A 16,792-nucleotide genomic window follows, 5' to 3' on the forward strand; every position below is an offset into this window, starting at 1 on the left:
CACCGGACCGCCGCGAGCCGATGGGAACGTGCACCCCGGGGCTATGGGGATGGCCCCGGGGTGTTCTCATGCCCCGACCCGGTCGTGTGTCCTGCGGGGGAGGGGGAGGCCGGTGAGGACGGCCGAGGGCGGTGGCGGGTGTCCGGCCGCCGACGTTCCGGTGCGTGTCCCGGATCCCGCTGATGTACCCCCATGAGCCGTGCCGGGACACACTGCGCGCCCGGCAGCCCGCTCGGAACCGCTGACAGGTTCGACGGGAACGGAAGAGGCGGACGGCCCGGCCGAGAACCGGTCGGCGGGGCCGGTCCGGGTGCTAGTTCGCGGGGAGCGCGCGCAGGAGTGCGGTCCACTCGCCGGCGGTGAATCCGAGCTGTCCCAGTTCCCGGTTCTGCGTGTCCCGGAGCATGACGGACATCCCCTCGGCCACCTCCACACAGTTTTCGGAGCCAGCGCTGTAGCTAGACTTGTGCCACTCCGGGCCATGCGCCATCGTCATACACCTCAATCAGCCCACGCAGGAACTCCACGGAATCGGCTGTGGACCGTGCGTCTGCCTGCAACCTGGCAAACAGCATGCCATATCGGCGCACCGCGCTGATGTCGTCGCTCGTCTGTCCCAGATAGACCGATTCCACATGCAGAACGTCCGGTGCGTAGGGCGATGAGATCAAGGCCAAAGGCCCATTCAGTCCTGGGTGGGGCCAGGTGCCCCACGGGTAGAGCTGGAGCAATACCCGACCGGAAACCGCCAGGTCCACGAGATGGCGGCACTGCGCCGCCATGATCGCCGGGGAGCCGACCCGCCGTTGGACCACCAGGTCGTCCAGCACCGCATGGTAGTGAGGTGTCAGCGGCCCCAGGATCTCGGTGGACCGGCCGATCCGGGTCTCCACCCGTTTCGCCACCTCTTCGGGCGTGAACCAGGGAGCCCCTGCCGGAATCACCTGCGCGGCGTAGTCGGGGGTCTGCAACAGCCCCGGAATCAAGATCGGCTGGTACTCCCGAATCAGCTCCGCCTCGGCCTGTAGATTGTGGAATTTGTCGAGCCAGTCCAGGGTCCTCGGCTCGTACAGCTCTCTGTGCAGACGCAGGAGCCGCCCTCCTTGGCCGAGCGAGTCGTCCGCCGTCCGCACGTCCACCGGCTGGAGCGGCCGTGCTCCCGTTTCAACGCTGCTGATGTGGCTCTTGCTGCACCCGATCTGCTCGGCGAGCCACTCCTGGGTTTTCCCCCGAGACTTACGTGCTTGGTATAAGGCCCTGCCGAACCGGACATTTGGCATTTCCTTCTCTTGATCGCCCATGGTCGGTATCTTAGCGAGGGTTCCCGAAAGTTTCTGGAAGTTTTCAGAAGTTCCGATACTCTCCGAATGCGACGAACTTCTTTTTGCCTTGACTTTTCCGTGGCATCTTCGATATCAGCTGGTCAACAAGGTGGAGGACCTGAAGGCGGCCCTTTCCCCGCGGGTTCCCCTGCAACTGGGGAGGCTTGCGCGGCTTCCTGTGGCCAGCAGAGCGCCCTGGGGCCGATTGCGGCGGCTCCAGGGCGCGTGTCCCTACCGGATATGTACCTATCGAGGTGAGACGGAATGCAGTGTATCGCCGGGGAACACGCCCCTCTGGGCACGGACCACCACACGTCCACGGTGGTGAGGGGGCGAGCGGGGGCGCGCCACCTGCGCCCGGCCGAACTCGCGGCCGTGCGGCGGAGCGCGGGCATGGCCTTCGCCCTGAACCACGGCGGAGCGGGCGCTGACCTGCTGTCCCCGGAGTTCTCCCCGCTGTTCACCCGCCCGCTCCCGCCCCGTCAGGCCGAGACCGGCGGCCTCACCTCAGGCCGGGTGATCCCCCTCCGTCCTGATCTCGTGGGCTGGACCCGGCCTCTGACCGGCGGAGGCCCTCTCCGTCTGCTTCCGGGGCGCGGACGCCACCACCGGCCGGAGACCCCGCTCCACTCGACCCTGGAGGGTTACACCCACCGCACCCCGGCACCGCCTTCCACCGACCAACGGATCGCCACCTGCACCGGACGCACGTCCCCGCTCCCGGTCTCCGCCCCGGAACGACGGCCTGCCATTCGGCGCTGCGCGTCCCGGGTCCGCGCCTACGTCGCCCACCCCGCGCGGGACCTGGCCCCGCTCGCCCTCGCGGTCCGCACCTACCTCTCCCAGGGAGTGCGCTGATGCTCGCCGGAGACATCCACATCACGGACCTGTTCGACGCCATCGGCGACGCCCTGGCCCTGCCGCCCGCCGCCACCGAAGCCGACCAGGCCATCCGCCGCACCGTGCTGGACCACCGCATCGCGGCCGTGTGCGCGGCCGTCGACCACATCCGCACCACCGGCGACCCGGCCGAGGCCATCGGCCTCCTCGACACGGCGGTGGAGACCCACCCGGTCACCTACACCCCTCGGCCCCCGCACCCGAGGAGTGCGCCATGATCCCGACCCCCTGCGGGGAGAGCGCACTCAACCCCGGCGGGGCCCGCCGTACCTGTGTCCTGGACGCCGACCACCCCGGCCGCCACGAGGACCTCACCGGGTGGCGGTGGGAGCCCCCGTTCCCAGTGCTGGAACGGTTGCGCGCCACCTGGGGCACCACCCACCGCATCGCCTGGACCGGCTCGCTGTGGGTCGCGGTCCACCGCGATCCCAGCGCTGCATGGCGCACGCATGTCGAACCCACACCGGCTCAACTCGAAGACCGCCTCCGCCGACACACGGCTTCACGCGCTGAGCCTCGGCCGCGCCCGTGACCCGGTCCCGGAGCGGGGGCCGCACTGCGCCTGCGACCCTCGCTTCCGTGCATCCGTGTGCGCTGGTCTGCTTGAGTCTCCTTGCCGCCACATGCCACAGTGGATGCGGCTGCAAGCCCCTCCGAGCCTATGTAACGCGGGGATAACGCCCCGCGTTTCCCCAGGTCGTTAACTGTGAGCCCCGCGCACGCGGGGATGGACCGGCGGACGGCGGGTACATCGTCGCCGCGCCCAGGTGAGCCCCGCGCACGCGGGGATGGACCGGTCACGCGGGAATCGGGCGAGCGCCATTTACGTGAGCCCCGCGCACGCGGGGATGGACCGCGATATGCGGCTCGCCCTGTACAAGCGCGCCCGTGAGCCCCGCGCACGCGGGGATGGACCGACCCCGAACCTGGCCCGGTTCCTGATCCAGGTGTGAGCCCCGCGCACGCGGGGATGGACCCCCGCACCGGAACGGGCGGCCCAGGCGGCGGCGGTGAGCCCCGCGCACGCGGGGATGGACCGAACATGGGCAACAACCTCCAGCAGCTCACCTTGTGAGCCCCGCGCACGCGGGGATGGACCGCGGCCCTCTTGCCGGGGCGTAGCCTCGCCCTCCTGGCTCTCCAGGGTGCGCCAGACGTCATCACGGTCGGTCCGGTAGCGGTCGGCGGCGACCCGGAGGGAACCGTGGGCGCGGTCGGCCCGGCCCGGTGGACAAGGGGCCCACGATGACCCTGCCGGGGGTCGCAGACGAAAGCGGGCAGGTCTCGGTCCTATCGGCCGTCCTGCGGGCGCCAGTCGCGGCGGAGGAGGCCGAACACCCAGGAGTCGGAGACGTCGCCGTTGACGACGCAGTCCTCGCGGAGGGTGCCTTCGCGGACGAAGCCGAGCTTCTCCAGGACCCGGGCGGACGCCACGTTGCGGGTGTCGGTCTCCGCCTGGACACGGTTCAGGTCCAGGGTGTCGAACGCCCACCCAAGGACGGCGTGCGCGGTCTCCGTGGCGTAGCCGTGGCCCCACGCGTCGGCGTCGAAGATGTAGCCCAGGGACGCGCTGCGGAAATCCGGGTTCCAGCCGGTCAGGCCGCACCAGCCGATGAACGCGCCGTCGGAGGCGCGGTCGACGGCCACCCGCGCTCCCGTGCCTTCCTCCTCGATCGTCCGGCAGTTCGCGAGGAAGCGCTGGGCGATCGCCTCTTCGGTCCACGGCGGGGAGTCCCAGTAACGCATCACGTGGGTACTGCTGTGCAGCGCGTAGAGCGGTGCCGCGTCGGTGTCGGTGAACGGCCGCAACCGCAGGCGGGCGGTGTGCAGCTCAGGGGCGGGCAATGTCATGCGGAGCATCCTGCCGCGTCACCCTCGCCTCCGACCACCCATTTATCCGGACGCCCGGGGCCGCACATGTCCCGGTGAGGCCGAGCACGCCGCATGGGCGGTGAGTCCCGGTACCGTGCCGGGCTCCGGACGGCCGGTCAACCGGACGGGTGGACCGGCACGGTCACCGCCGCAGGACCGCTTTCACCTGCCTGCAATCGATGTATCGATGCGGTCGGGGAGCACCCGGTGGTGAACCTCGCGCACGAGGGAATGGACCGGTCTCGGAGCACCGGGGGCAGCGAAAAGGCCATGAGTACCGCACTCGGGGACGGCCGTGCCCGGCATCGCATCGGCAGGGTCCGCTTCGATGGCATCCCCTCGTTCTCACCGAACCCGCAGCCTCTGAGTAAGGTCTTGACCCTCACACCGTGTCAGGCGGTCGACTCGGAGACATCATGTTCACCATCGGAGATTTCGCCCGGCACGGCTGTGTCTCGGTCCGCATGCTGCGTCACTACGACGCGACAGGACTCCTGCACCCGGCCCACGTCGACCCCGCCAGCGGCTACCGCTACTACACCGCGGCCCAGCTCTCCCGCCTCAACCGGATCATCGCGCTCAAGGACCTCGGGTTCACCCTCCAACAGGTCCGGGAGATCGTCGACGAGAAGGTCGGCGCCGAGGAACTGCGCGGCATGCTGCGGCTGCGGCGGGCCGAACTGGAGACCGCGAGGGCTTCCGCGGAAGCCCGGCTGCTCCAGGTCGAGGCGAGGCTCCGAGCGATCGAGAGCGAGGGGCGCATGCCCACCAACGACGTCGTCGTCAAGAACCTCCCCGCCGTCCGGGTGGCGGAGCTGACCGGGACCGCCGCGAGTTTCGACCCCGAGGACATCACCCCCGTCATCGGGCCGCTCTACGACGAGCTGTTCCGGCTCCTGGAAGCGGCGGGCATCGCCCACACCGGCCCCGGTATCGCCTACTACGAGGACGCCCCGGAGGGCGGCGGCAGGATCACCGTCCACGCCGCCGTCCAGGTCTCCGCCCCTCTCCGAGAAGGCGACCTCCGCGTCCTCGACCTGCCGTCCTTCGACCAGGCGGCGACCATCGTGCACCGCGGTTCGATGGACGCCGTGTTCCCCACCGCCCAGACCCTGGCCCACTGGATCGACGCCAACGGCTACCGGTCGGCCGGGTACCCCCGTGAGATCAACCTGGAGTGCCCCGAGGACCGCGGCGCCTGGGTGACCGAACTCCAGGCACCGGTGACCCGGGCCTGACCGGACGCCCCTGATTCCCGGCCGGGAGCAGGCCGCGACCGGGGTCGTGCGGCGGGGCCGCAACGCGCCCGCCGTTCGCCCCCGCCCTGGGGGCTCACCGCGACGGGCCGGTGCCACGGCGAGGAACCCGCGCCGGTCCGCCTCAGCGGCCTTCGGCCCCGTTCCTGCGGGCGGCGGCCCTGGCACCCCGCCGACGCAGGTTGACCCGTTCCAGCCAGCGGTCGACCGCCTCGTACCCGGCGATGCTGAGCCCCATCAGCCCCAGGAGCCCGGTGATCACAGAGACGGTGATCAGGTTCAGCACCGAACAGAGCACCGCCACGATCACGAACCCGACCCCGAGGCCGAGCCCCCACTTTCCAATGCCGCTCATATCTCCCAGCCCTCTCGAATCCGCCCCGGTCGTTCGATGCCCGGCAAGCGTAGCGAGAACCGGCCCGGACGCGGCTTTCGCGCCACCGCCACAGGGTGACCGCGACCGCCGACCGTCCCTCAGCGCAGCGCCTGGGCCCCGATCACCGACAGCAGCCGGAGCTTCTCGTGGCTCTCGCTGCCCGGGACGGCCGTGTAGACCATCAGCGAGTGCGACTGGCCCGGGTCGGTCAGCCTTTGACAGTGCAGCTCCAAGGCACCGACCTCCGGATGCACGAAGTGCTTGACGTCATGCGGACGCACCCCCACCTCGTGCTCCTCCCACACCCGCCGGAACTCCTCGCTCCGTTCCAACAGCAGGTCCGCGAGATGGGCGGCCTGCGAGTCCGGCCCCCGGAGGGTGAGGACCTGGCGCAGCCCCGAGGCGTACATACGGGAGAGGAACCCGTGCTCCTCCGGCGCGTACAGCAGCCGCGCCCCCGGGTCGGTGAACCACCGGTACCCGATGCTGCGCTCGGGCCCCGTGAACCGGGTCGTGTCCCCGGTCAGCGCCACCCCCATCGGGCTCTGCCGCAGCGTCTCCCCGAGTTCGGTGACGACCTCCGCCGGAGTGTCGTCCAACCGGTCCAGGATCCGCAGCAGGCCGGGGCTGACATGTTCGCTCACCGCGCCGCGCGCGGGCGGGTTGTGCCCGGCCAGACGGAACAGGTGGTCCCGCTCATCCAGCGACAGGTGCAACCCCTGGGCGATCGAGGCCAGCATCTGGGGCGACGGCTGCGGCCCGCGCTCCTGTTCGAGCCGCGAGTAGTAGTCGGTCGACATGTGGCACAGCACCGCGACCTCCTCGCGCCGCAGCCCCGTGGTCCTGCGCCGCCGCCCCCGCAGCATGCCGACGTCCTCGGGTTGCAGCGCCTCCCGCCGGTTCCGGAGGAACTCCGCCAGTCCGGTGCGATCGATCACGGCACGCCTTCTTCCTGCCAGGTGTACGGGGTTCCGGGGCCCGGCCTCCCGGGATCCGAGGTTCGGGGATCCGGGCCCGCAAGACGCCAAGGTTCTCCAAAGGACTCAGGGGACCCGAAGACCCGCCACCGGCACCTCACCAGGACCTCACCAGGGCCTTCTCCTGTGTCTACCGCCCGCGCGCGCCTCCGACAACGGATCGCCGATCCCCCCTTACGTTCGGGGGGCGACCGCGTCAGCCCCGGACCGGGAGTCCCTGGATGACTCCGCCGACTTCGCCGATCGTGAAACCATCACGACCCAAGGAGCCGAACCATGCCTCGCCGAACCATCGACATCACCGTGCCCGACCTGACCGGGAAGCTCGCCCTCGTCACCGGTGCGAGCGACGGTATGGGCCTGGGCATGGCCGAACGCCTGGCCGCGGCCGGCGCCGAGGTCCTCCTGCCCGTCCGCAACCCCCGCAAGGGCGCGGACGCGATCGCGAGGATCCACCGGAACCACCCGACCGCCCGGGCCTCCCTGCGCGACCTCGACCTCTCCTCGCTCGACTCGGTCGCCGCCCTCGGGGACACCCTCCGCGGCGAGGGCCGTCCGATCCACATCCTCATCAACAACGCGGGAGTGATGACACCGCCCGACCGGCAGACCACGGCGGACGGCTTCGAGCTCCAGTTCGGCACCAACCACCTCGGCCACTTCGCGCTCGTCGGCCACCTGCTCCCGTTGCTGCGCGCGGGCCGCGCCCGCGTCACCTCGCAGGTCAGCATCGCCGCCCGGCGCGGCGCCATCAACTGGGACGACCTGAACCGGGAACGGTCCTACGACGGCATGCGCGCCTACAGTCAGTCCAAGATCGCGTTCGGGCTCTTCGGCCTCGAACTCCAGCGGCGCAGCCGAACCCACGGGTGGGGCATCACCAGCAACCTGTCCCACCCCGGGGTGGCCCCGACCAGTCTGCTCGCCGCCCGCCCCGAGGTCGGCCGCGACCGGGACACCCTGGGCGTGCGCCTGATCCGGTTCCTGTCCGCCCGCGGCATCCTCGCCGGTACGGTCGAGACCGCCAAGCTCCCCGCCCTCATGGCCGCGACCGACCCCGCCGCGAAGCCCGGCGTGCTCTACAGCCCCAGCGGTCCCGGGAACCTCGGCGGACGGCCCGCCGAACAGAAGCTCTACGCACCCCTGCGCAGCCCGCAGGAGGCCGAGCGGGTCTGGCGGGTCTCCGAACAGCTCACCCGGACCGAGATCCCCGCCGCATGAGCGCCGACGCGGGAGGACGGCGGTGCGCCCGGCGACAATGGGGGGCATGACCCCCTCCCCGACGCCGCACCACAGCGGAGGACACCGGCCGTCCCCCCGGCCAGAGGACGGCCCGGACCGGGACCCGGCGGCGACGCGCGCCGTCACCGCCCGCCTCATCGCCCTGGACACCCGCATCGGCGCCCGGCACCTGGTCGCGGACGCCGCCTCGGCGGCGTCGGCCGCCCGCCGTGCGGTGCGGCTCGGGACCGGGGCAGGGACCGGGGCCGACCGGGACCTGCTCTCCGCCGCCGCGGAGGCCCACCAGGTCGCCGGGTGGATCGCCTACGACGCCGAACACCAGCGCCTGTCCCGGCGGATGAGCCTGGAGGCGCTGCGGCTGGCGCGCGCCGCCGGGGACCGCTCGATGGAGCACTTCGCGCTCGCCCAGCTCGCCATGCAGGATGTGCACGTCCGCCGGCCGGACGAGGCCGCCCGCATCTGCGACACGGTGTCGGTGCGGACCCGCGGCAGCGTGCGCACCCTGTTCACACTGCGGGCGGCGCGGGCCGCGGCACAACGGGGCGAGCGGACGCGCGCCCTGGACCTGATCCGCCTGACCTACAGCCGTCACCTGGACGGGCCGCGTGCGGGGGACCCGGCCTGGGCCTGGTGGGTGAACGAGGCGGAGATCGCCTGGCACCACGCCATGATCCACGCCGACACCGGGGACCGGGCCGGGGCCGTCGAGCGGTTCATCGCCGCCACCGACCGCCCGGGGTACGCGCGCGCCGTGTTCGTCGCCCACGCGAGCCTGCTGTGGGCGCTGGCCCGGGCGGGCGCCTGGGACGAGGCGGAGGCGGTGCTCGTGCACGAGGTGCTGCCGCGCCTGGGGGAGGTGTCCTCGGTGCGTGTCGAACGCATGCTGGCCGAGGCGGCCCACCGGCTCGACGGCGCCGCCCGGCGGCCGAGCCTGCGCGACGCGGCCCACGCCCTCGCCGTGACCCTGGACTCCCTCCGCGCCGGGTACCGGACCGGGCCGGACGCCCCGGCCATCCGTCCCCGCTCCGGATGACGCCCCCGGCCCGGGGCGGCGCTCAGCACCGGCGGCGCGCCGGATCGGTGCGCTCGGTGTCGACGCCGACCCGATCCGTCCGCTCCTGTCCAGGCCGCCCGGAGAACCACCGGCGGCATCCGCCGCCGAACGCGGTCGAAGGCGGCGGACGCCTCCCGTCACGGCTCCACGACGTCGATCACCACGTTCCCGAGCTTGCGCCCGGTCTCCACGTACTCGTACGCCTCCACGATCCGCTCCAGCGGGTAGTGCCGGTCGACCAGCGGCCGGAACCCCCCGGTCGCCAACAGGTCCGCGAACCACCGGACCATCTCCTGGTTCTGCGAGGGGACCGGGAGCCGCACCGTCCGCCCCGGCAGCCACGGGGTCGTCAGCGCCAGCGCCGCGTTCTGCCAGTACGGCCCCACGTCGGACGACGCGAACCGCCCCCGGGCCGTGAGCAGCCGCCGACACTCCCCGTACGTGCTCTTGCCCACCGCGTCCAGGACGACGTCGTAGGTCTCCCCGCCCGCGGTGAAGTCCCCGGCCTCGAAGTCGACGACCCGGTCGGCCCCCAGGTCCCGAACGGTGTCCACGTGCGCGGTCGGAGCCGTCGCGGTCACCTCGGCGCCCAGGGCCTTCAGCAACTGCACCGCGGCCGACCCGATCGCCCCCGTCGCCCCGTGGACGAACACCCGCTCGCCCTCCATGACACGGAGCCACCGGGCCGCGGCCAGCGCGTAGTGCGCGCCCTCGGTCGCACAGGCCGCCGCGGCGAAGGGCACCCCGTCCGGGATCTGGGCGACCATCCCCGAGGCGGGGACCGCCAGGTAATCCGCGTGGGCGCCGAAGGCCCCCTCGTTGTACCCGAAGACGCGGTCGCCGGGGGAGAAGCCGGTGACCGACGCCCCGGCCTGCTCGACCACCCCCGCGTACTCGGTCCCCAGCACACGTCGGCGCGGCCGCGCCAGGCCGGTGAAGCTGCGGACGAAGAAGGGGTGGGCGGCCCGGTAGGCGCAGTCCGTCCGGTTCACCGTGGTCGCGTGCACGCGGACCAGCAGGTCGCCGTCACCGGGTTCGGGAGCGGGGATGTCCTCGATCCGCACCACAGCGGGGGGACCGTACCGATCGTGCACCGCGGCTCTCATGGCACGACGCTACCGGCGCGGCCACGGCGGTTCCAGGGGATCGGGGCCGGATGCCGGAAGTGGCCACGGCTCCGTCAACGGTCCGCCCCGAGCGGCGGTGCCCCCGCCCCGAGGCGGGGCGGGGGCGCGGCGCTCAGGCCGGCAGCGCGGCCTCGATCGCCTTGACGACCTCCTCGCCCTCCGGCTCCGCCTGCGGCGAGAAGCGCGCGGCGACGGTGCCGTCCGGGGCGATGAGGAACTTCTCGAAGTTCCAGCGGATGTCACCGGTGTGGCCCTCGGCGTCGGCCACGGAGACCAGCTCCGCGTACAGCGGGTGCCGCCCCTCGCCGTTCACGTCCACCTTCTCCGTCATCGGGAAGGTGACGCCGTAGGTGGTCGAGCAGAACTCGGCGATCTCCTCGGAGGTGCCCGGCTCCTGCCCCATGAACTGGTTGCAGGGGACCCCGAGCACGGTGAACCCGCGCTCCGCATAACGCTTCTGGAGGCTCTCCAGGCCCGCGTACTGCGGCGTCAGCCCGCACCGGGACGCCACGTTGACGACCAGCACGGCCTTGCCCCGGTATTGGGACAGGTCGGCGGAACCGCCGTTGAGGGCACCGATCTCGACATCGAAAACGGACATGTCACTCCTTGCTCTGTGGTGGGGTGCCTCGTCATCCGACACCTTCTCACCCCCACCCGCCCGGCGGCGGTGAGCCCCATGCCGAGCACCGCCGGCGGACCTTCGGCTCGGTACCGTCGCGCGGCCGTCGGACGGCGGGCACGGCCGCGGCGGCACCGGCGAGAAAGCGGCCGGGCGGTCATGCCAGGGCGGTCATCTCCGGGGCGGAGAGGTGGCCCACTTGGTAGCGGACCCCCCTTCGGCGCCATTCCGGCCCCCGGCCCCGCCCCCGGTGCCGGTCTCGGGCGGGGCGGTCAGCAACCGGAGGACGACCGCCTCCCACACGGTCGGGTCGACGGCCCAGGCGACGCTGTGGGTGTGCGGGTCGGCCGCGGCCTTGTGCACGAGGCGGTCGAGTTCGGCGGCCTCGTGCGCGGGGTCGGAGCCCGGGGCGAAGCGCACGGTGTCCTTGACGGCGTGGCCCGGGACCTCCCCGAAGCCCTCCCCGCGCACGAAGCGGCCACCGATCCAGGTGCGCACCGCGGGGCGGCCGAAGTCGCGGACGATGCCGCCGAACCCCTGCCCCTCCCAGTGGAACGCGGCCAGGGCCGCGGGGTCCCGCCACAGGTAGAACGGCGCGTAGGCGTTGACCGGGGAGCCGTCGGCGACATCGCGGACCAGGTAGGCCTTCAGTCCGAGCCCGGCGCGGTCGTCCAGCGCGGAGCCGCGTTCGGCGATGCGGCGGTGGATGACCGCCATGTCGTAGTCGGCGGGCAGGGCGATCTCGTACTGGGCGGCGATCATGCCGTTCCTTCCTCCAGGGGTGACCGGCGCCGGGGCCGGGCGGGTTCACGGTTCGGTCCGTGCCGTGTCGAGGAGTGCGACGATCCCGTCGACCGCGGAGTCGAACACCGTCGGATCACGGGTGGCCCGCGCGAGCACGTAACCGCCCTGGACCCCGGCCGCGATCGCCACGGCCAGGCGGTCGGCGTCCAGCCCGGGGCGCAGTTCGCACGCGGCCTGCGCCTCACGCACGACGGGGGCGAGCCGCCCGACCGGCCACCGGAACATCTCCTCGACCCGCGGTGCCAGCACCGGTGACGCCATGGCCTCGGGGTCCTGGGCGAGCCCGCCGAACCGGCAGCCGCGCAGCACGTCCCGCTCGCGGCGCAGATACCGGTGCAGGCGGTCGAGCGCCGGGCCGGGACCGCCGAGGTCGGTGTCGACCTGGGCGCGCATCTCGTCGGTGTTCAGGTCGACCGCCGCGCGTGCCAGGTCCTCCTTGCCGCGGAAATGGTGGTACATGCTGCCCTGGCCGGCCCCGGTGGCGTCGAGGACGGCGCGCGGGCTCGTCGCCGCGTAGCCGCGTTCCCACAGCGGTTCCCGGGCGGCGGCGACCAGTCGGGCCTTGGTTTCCATGACTGTACAGACCAGTCGTTACAGTCCGCCTCGGGGTTTCGGGGCGGGTCTTCAGGAGCGTGTTCGGGAAATCAGCCCCGGCAAGCGGCCGGAGCGGGCAGGATGGCGCGGCAGGGGAGTCATCACCCCGTGCCACCGCAGTCCGCCCGAAGGAAGCCCGTGTCCCTGCTGATCCCGTCATTGCCCGACCTGGACTCCCACTGGCTGCGCGTCGCCCACCACCTGGGCGCCCGCCCGGACACCACGGACCCGCATCCGGGGTCCGGCGGGCACACCCGCAGCGGGCCGGTCACCACGGCCGAGGGGGAACCGGCGTGGCTGAGAATCTGGTGCGCGCCCCGGTCGGAGGGGGCGGTGTGGGAGGGGCCTGCGTTGGCGGCACACCTCTTCGACGAACGCGTTCCGCGCCCGGCGCTGCTGGCCGAGGCCGCCTGGGACGGGGAGGACGACGACCGGTGGGCGGTGCAGGCCCACCTGTACGAGCGGCTGCCCTCGTCGCCGCTGTCACCGGGGCCGGTGCTCTTCCAGGCCCCGGACCTATCCGAACAGTGGTGGGTGGACCTGGCCGAGGCTGTTGCCTCGATCCGCGAGGTCCCACCGCACCCCGAGCGCTGGGTTCTGGACCAGGGCTACGTCCACCGCATCCCGGACGTCCTCCCGGAGTTCGCGGGCCAGGACCTGACCGTCCAGCGCTGGGAGACCGCCCACGGCGATCTCCACTGGGCCAACCTCACGGCCGCGCCACTGCGCATCATCGATTGGGAGGGCTGGGGCACCGCCCCGGCAGGCTTCGACGCCGCGCTGCTGCACGCCTACGCCCTGCCCGTTCCGGACCTCGCCCGCCGCGTGCGCGCGGAGTTCACGGGTCTGCTGGACACCCCGTCCGGCCGCCTGGCACAGCTGGCGGTCGCCGCCGAGGTCGTCCAGGCCGCCGACCACGATGACACCCACGCCCATCTGGAGCCCTTCGTCCGCCGGCACCTGAAGACCCTGCTCTGAGCGCCGCCCAGCCGGAGGCCGCAGCCCGCCACCACCAGTGCCCATCCGGCACACCTGCGGGAACGGCCTCCGCCCGGGGCAGGTTCTCGGGGAGTCCCTCGTCCAGGTCGTCGATGGCTTCGGCCCTGCCGGTCACCGGACTTCTCAGTACACCTCGCGACCCTCCGGGTCCGGGTTCTTCAGGATGTCGGCGTGGGCTTCCGCCTGTGCCTTGTTGAGTCCGAGCCCCTCGTACATGGCGAAGAGCTCCTCGAAGGAGTAGTTCTCCGGGTCTTTTGCAGGAACGATCACAACAAACCCCATTCTCGGAAAACGCCATCGAGGGTGTCTTCGGTCGGCATGAATTTATTACCGCCCCATTAGCGGTTTCTGTCAACTCCAGGCTGAGAACGATGATGTCAGGCTTTCCCCGAGCCTTTTTCATCTTGAAGGTGCAGGTCACAGCCGCGTACCGACCCCTGGGAACCACCCTTGACAGCAAGAAGCCCCTGGTAGGCGGGTCAACAACCACGAAGACCTGAATCCCAAGGGCTCTGATGCTGTTCTACCGTGCCGCCTTGCCGTTGTCACGCCGCACCCTGAACCCGGCCGCCCGCGTTATCCGCGCCCACCGCGAGAAGACCGGGTCCCGGTGGCGGCGCCCGGACCCCGCACAGCAGGCCCCGCTCGTCCTGGTCCACCTGCGCACAGGGGAGCCGCTCATCCAGGTCGCGGCCGGTTTCGAGGTCGGCACCACCACCGCCTGGCACATGCGTACGCGAGACCACCCGCCTGCTCGCCGAACAAGCACCCACCCTGGAGCAAGGGCTGCGTCGCGCCCGCAGAAACGGCCACGGATACGTGATCGTGGACGGCACCCTCATCGCCTGCGACAGCCTCGCCGCCGACCGGCCCTTCTCCTCCGGCAAACACCGGCGGTACGGCATGAACATCCAGGTCGTGTCCGCACCCGACGGCGTGCCGCTGTGGACCTCGTGGTCGCTGCCCGGTGCGGTGCACGACACCAGGGCCGCCCGGGTGTGGAAGATCGCCGAGCGGATCGGGGCCGCAGGGCTCATCGGGCTGGGTGACAAGGGCTACGTCGGGCTCTCTGGCGTGGTGTTCTGCCCGTTCAAGGGCCGCGGCAAGCCGCAGTGGACGAAGGACGCCAACTCCGAACACGCCAAGCTCTGCTCATCCGGCGAGCGCGCGATAGCCCGGCTCAAGAACTGGGACGTTCTGCGTTGCCTACCCTGCTGCCCGCAACAGGCCGGCCAGATCACCCGCGCTATGCTGGTGCTTCAGCTCCGCGAAGCAAGATGAAAAAGGTTCAGTGTCATGTGAGGGCCTGTTCCTGCCCGGACCAGGAACGTCACGGGCAAAGTGCCGGATCAGAAGAGCACATCAGTCCCCTGACAAACCGAGGCTAAAGAGGGAACTCATTCTTCCAAGGCTCTTCAAGACTGTCTGGATTCACACCAAGAGAAGAAATCAAGGAGTCCACTTCGGAGATTTCAGAGACAACACCGATCTCCTCCCTGGAAATGTCAGACTCCCCAAAGCAGCCATCCACCAAAGATTTCGGAACAGATACTTGAGAGATTCTCAAACTATCATCCTTCAGAATCTGAACAAAAACCCAAGAAATATCACTTGGATCCACCGAGTCGATGCGAGCAGAAACCAGGCCGCGCAGCATGAGAATCCTATTTTTCACTTTTGGCTTCATGGCTTACCCACAAAAAATATTCGGACAATCGATCCAGCCCACTCGGAATCCTTGAACGTATGAATCTGAAGATGGGGCATATCCCCGTGCCGGTTATTCAATCCATGGCCAGCCACTCTGCCCGATGAATCAAGGACATCATCCCAGTGATACGTCCCCTCTTTTGTTCCAAAGACGTCTCGCACAGCAGGACCACTCTTCATTTCTGAAGTATTCCTATAATTTCCACCCGATTGAAACCTTGGGAGGTCCCGACGACCATCCCGGCGCCGACCCGCCCACCGGAACTACACCCTCAACTGCGAAGAGCACTCGAACCCGGAGTCCTGATCACCTCGGCTATCAGTCCAACCGGGGCCTGTGAACAAGAGGGCGATCGTCAGCGTTAAAACGAGAGGCGATCTCCCATCTTGTCCTTTCCGAAACCAGGTCGAAGATGAACTGGACTTTCTCAGGGTTGTCTGACCAACTTGCCGAGAACACATCTATGGCCGTACTGTACGGCCCAGACAAAACCTCTTCGACATGAACGTCAACCTCTCCGATGTGTTCGTCTCCGGATGCAATGCGAAATTCAAATGTTTCAGGGGTGTTGCTCCACTCCTGTACCGTTTCGGGAAATCTGCGCAATGTAGAGGCGACTTCGCTGGGAGTGGCTGAAACCTCAATAAATTCGACTCTCGACAATATTCCCCCTAAGGCCAAACGATAGTGTAGCCGTCGCCGATGACAACTACCTCACTCACGTCTCCCCCGTAGTTGTACAGTCCCTTTCCGAGCCCCTTCACAGCATCTTCCTGGGAAGTTCCGAGGTGCCTCACATCAAACACCATCCGACGGGACTGCCCTCTTGCGCTTCGAATGTTTCGCTCGAAAGATCTTGCTGTGTCTGATTCAAGGATTTTGAATTCGACCGTCTCGCCGGTTCCGGCTATTGCAGCTTCGGGGGTTCTCACTCCGTCGACTGTCGATTCTTTGATCGACACGGTTTCAATTCCGTGCTCCCTGAGGAACTCTGCTACTTCTTTTTCTTTATCGTTAAAGTTTTCCCATCCTGGGCCAACCAGTCCTTCGTCGGTGATTTCTTCCAACGGTCTTGGATTTGCTCGTCCAGTTGGAGGTTTGGTCTGCTCCGGACGCGGAAGACTCTCTTCCGTATCTACTCTATTCGGAAAGACATCCAAGAGCTGTTCCCGGTTGCCTCGCGGCAGGCCTCCTCCATCTCCGCCATCGTCCTTCCCGTCATCACCATCGTCACCGTTGGGTTCAGGAGGTTCAGGGGGCTGTGGGGGGCCAGAAGAAGCGTCGCCTTCTCCTGTAGGACCATCGGTCCCTTCTTCGCCACCCCCGGTGCTGGTGCGGTCCCGGGGAGGCCGGTCGCCGCCGTCACTACCGCCATTGGTGGCGGGTTCCCGGCTCTCCGACGCCTCACGTGGGCCGTCGCCTGAGTCCTGTTCATCCCGATGCTCGGGTTGCTCGGCGGCCGGGGGTTCGTGCCGATCGTCCGGGGTGCGGGTGTTCTGGTTCTGCAGGGTGGGGGTGTCCCTGTGCCGGTTCGGGTCGAGGAGGGATTCCCGCAGGATGTCGAGGCCGTGGTCGAAGCGCTCGCCGGTCGGCGGAGTCGCGTCGCCGTCGCGGGGCCAGGGGCTGCTCTCGCCGGACAGGGGGCGGCCGTGTTCGGGGGAGTGCTGATCGTCATCACCGAAGCCCGGCCGGTCCGATCCAGCGCCGCCACCGTCCCCGACATGGCCGCCCGGCTCCAGTGTGAGCAGATCCTTCACCACTTTGAGCGGTAGACCACTGACCAGCAACACCGTGTTGATATCGCCTGGCCTGGTGCCTACCGCAGGCTGAACGTGCGCTGGGAACGCAAGGCCTCCACCTTCCCGGCCATGCTCGGTATCGCCTGCATACTCATCTGTTATGAACACCGGGCCAAGGATGCTGGCGGCTTTTGAGA

19 protein-coding genes, 1 pseudogene and 1 CRISPR repeat array are annotated in these 16,792 nt (G+C 69.7%); of the genes and pseudogenes, 8 read left to right on the forward strand and 12 right to left on the reverse strand.

Annotated elements, in window-relative coordinates:
- Positions 1–313 precede the first annotated feature (313 nt).
- Both QJS33_RS07530 and QJS33_RS07535 read right to left on the reverse strand, forming a co-directional pair.
- A complete protein-coding gene (locus QJS33_RS07530; protein ID WP_306367142.1) occupies positions 314–415 on the reverse strand; it encodes a DUF397 domain-containing protein in 102 nt (33 codons plus the stop codon).
- Positions 416–458: 43 nt separating this feature from the next.
- The gene (locus QJS33_RS07535; protein WP_306367143.1) at positions 459–1,301 is read right to left on the reverse strand and encodes a helix-turn-helix transcriptional regulator; all 843 of its coding nucleotides are present in this window, start codon (positions 1,299–1,301) and stop codon (positions 459–461) included.
- 285 nt (positions 1,302–1,586) lie between these two features.
- Between QJS33_RS07535 and QJS33_RS07540 the strand changes: the two genes are divergently transcribed.
- Genes QJS33_RS07540 through QJS33_RS07550 form a run of 3 tightly spaced genes read left to right on the forward strand, consistent with a single transcriptional unit; the run spans position 1,587 to position 2,754 of the window.
- Positions 1,587–2,180, forward strand: a complete 594-nt coding sequence (locus QJS33_RS07540; protein ID WP_306367144.1) for a hypothetical protein — start codon at positions 1,587–1,589, stop codon at positions 2,178–2,180.
- Complete coding sequence (locus QJS33_RS07545) at positions 2,180–2,440, forward strand: hypothetical protein (protein WP_306365918.1); 261 nt, start codon at positions 2,180–2,182, stop codon at positions 2,438–2,440. The genes QJS33_RS07540 and QJS33_RS07545 overlap by 1 nt, the downstream gene beginning before the upstream one ends.
- Positions 2,437–2,754 carry a hypothetical protein gene (locus QJS33_RS07550; RefSeq protein WP_306367145.1) on the forward strand — a complete coding sequence of 106 codons (318 nt, stop codon included), beginning with the start codon at positions 2,437–2,439 and terminating at the stop codon, positions 2,752–2,754. The genes QJS33_RS07545 and QJS33_RS07550 overlap by 4 nt, the downstream gene beginning before the upstream one ends.
- A 121-nt stretch (positions 2,755–2,875) precedes the next feature.
- A CRISPR array of direct repeats spans positions 2,876–3,322; the repeat unit is 29 nt; unit sequence GTGAGCCCCGCGCACGCGGGGATGGACCG.
- A gap of 190 nt (positions 3,323–3,512) precedes the next feature.
- On the opposite strand, the gene QJS33_RS07555 is transcribed toward QJS33_RS07550, so the two are convergent.
- Positions 3,513–4,073: a GNAT family N-acetyltransferase gene (locus tag QJS33_RS07555; RefSeq protein WP_306367146.1), complete on the reverse strand. Its 561-nt coding sequence runs from the start codon at positions 4,071–4,073 to the stop codon at positions 3,513–3,515.
- 437 nt (positions 4,074–4,510) lie between these two features.
- Here QJS33_RS07555 and QJS33_RS07560 point away from each other — a divergent pair, with 437 nt between their 5' ends.
- On the forward strand, positions 4,511–5,332 hold the full coding sequence (locus QJS33_RS07560) for a MerR family transcriptional regulator (RefSeq protein WP_306367147.1): 822 nt from the start codon (positions 4,511–4,513) through the stop codon (positions 5,330–5,332).
- A gap of 142 nt (positions 5,333–5,474) precedes the next feature.
- Here QJS33_RS07560 and QJS33_RS07565 read toward each other — a convergent pair whose 3' ends face one another.
- Complete coding sequence (locus QJS33_RS07565; protein WP_306367148.1) at positions 5,475–5,705, reverse strand: hypothetical protein; 231 nt, start codon at positions 5,703–5,705, stop codon at positions 5,475–5,477.
- Positions 5,706–5,824: 119 nt separating this feature from the next.
- Complete coding sequence (locus tag QJS33_RS07570) at positions 5,825–6,664, reverse strand: helix-turn-helix transcriptional regulator (RefSeq protein ID WP_306367149.1); 840 nt, start codon at positions 6,662–6,664, stop codon at positions 5,825–5,827.
- Between the two features lie 315 nt (positions 6,665–6,979).
- Here QJS33_RS07570 and QJS33_RS07575 point away from each other — a divergent pair, with 315 nt between their 5' ends.
- Positions 6,980–7,924, forward strand: coding sequence for an SDR family oxidoreductase (locus QJS33_RS07575; RefSeq protein WP_306367150.1), 945 nt, complete (start codon positions 6,980–6,982; stop codon positions 7,922–7,924).
- Between the two features lie 46 nt (positions 7,925–7,970).
- The gene (locus QJS33_RS07580; RefSeq protein WP_306367151.1) at positions 7,971–8,978 is read left to right on the forward strand and encodes a DNA-binding protein; all 1,008 of its coding nucleotides are present in this window, start codon (positions 7,971–7,973) and stop codon (positions 8,976–8,978) included.
- Between the two features lie 158 nt (positions 8,979–9,136).
- On the opposite strand, the gene QJS33_RS07585 is transcribed toward QJS33_RS07580, so the two are convergent.
- The 4 genes from QJS33_RS07585 to QJS33_RS07600 form a co-directional block, all read right to left on the reverse strand.
- Entirely contained in the window at positions 9,137–10,105 is a 969-nt protein-coding gene (locus tag QJS33_RS07585; RefSeq protein ID WP_306367152.1) for an NAD(P)-dependent alcohol dehydrogenase, read from the reverse strand.
- 133 nt (positions 10,106–10,238) lie between these two features.
- Positions 10,239–10,727: a glutathione peroxidase gene (locus tag QJS33_RS07590; RefSeq protein WP_306367153.1), complete on the reverse strand. Its 489-nt coding sequence runs from the start codon at positions 10,725–10,727 to the stop codon at positions 10,239–10,241.
- A 192-nt stretch (positions 10,728–10,919) separates the two neighbouring features.
- Positions 10,920–11,510, reverse strand: a complete 591-nt coding sequence (locus QJS33_RS07595; protein WP_306367154.1) for a DUF4865 family protein — start codon at positions 11,508–11,510, stop codon at positions 10,920–10,922.
- Positions 11,511–11,555: 45 nt separating this feature from the next.
- Positions 11,556–12,125, reverse strand: a complete 570-nt coding sequence (locus tag QJS33_RS07600; protein ID WP_306367155.1) for a TetR/AcrR family transcriptional regulator — start codon at positions 12,123–12,125, stop codon at positions 11,556–11,558.
- A 159-nt stretch (positions 12,126–12,284) separates the two neighbouring features.
- On the opposite strand from QJS33_RS07600, the gene QJS33_RS07605 reads away from it, so the two are divergent.
- Complete coding sequence (locus QJS33_RS07605) at positions 12,285–13,124, forward strand: phosphotransferase (RefSeq protein ID WP_306367156.1); 840 nt, start codon at positions 12,285–12,287, stop codon at positions 13,122–13,124.
- Between the two features lie 144 nt (positions 13,125–13,268).
- Here QJS33_RS07605 and QJS33_RS07610 read toward each other — a convergent pair whose 3' ends face one another.
- Positions 13,269–13,415 carry a hypothetical protein gene (locus QJS33_RS07610; RefSeq protein ID WP_306367157.1) on the reverse strand — a complete coding sequence of 49 codons (147 nt, stop codon included), beginning with the start codon at positions 13,413–13,415 and terminating at the stop codon, positions 13,269–13,271.
- 245 nt (positions 13,416–13,660) lie between these two features.
- Between QJS33_RS07610 and QJS33_RS07615 the strand changes: the two are divergent.
- Positions 13,661–14,426: pseudogene (locus QJS33_RS07615) on the forward strand (transposase family protein).
- Between the two features lie 103 nt (positions 14,427–14,529).
- Here the strand turns inward: QJS33_RS07615 and QJS33_RS07620 are convergent.
- Both QJS33_RS07620 and QJS33_RS07625 read right to left on the reverse strand, forming a co-directional pair.
- On the reverse strand, positions 14,530–14,802 hold the full coding sequence (locus QJS33_RS07620) for a hypothetical protein (RefSeq protein ID WP_306367158.1): 273 nt from the start codon (positions 14,800–14,802) through the stop codon (positions 14,530–14,532).
- A 725-nt stretch (positions 14,803–15,527) separates the two neighbouring features.
- Positions 15,528–16,763 carry a hypothetical protein gene (locus QJS33_RS07625; protein WP_306367159.1) on the reverse strand — a complete coding sequence of 412 codons (1,236 nt, stop codon included), beginning with the start codon at positions 16,761–16,763 and terminating at the stop codon, positions 15,528–15,530.
- Positions 16,764–16,792: the final 29 nt, after the last annotated feature.

Source organism: Nocardiopsis sp. CC223A, assembly GCF_030766825.1.
Lineage (GTDB): Bacteria > Actinomycetota > Actinomycetes > Streptosporangiales > Streptosporangiaceae > Nocardiopsis.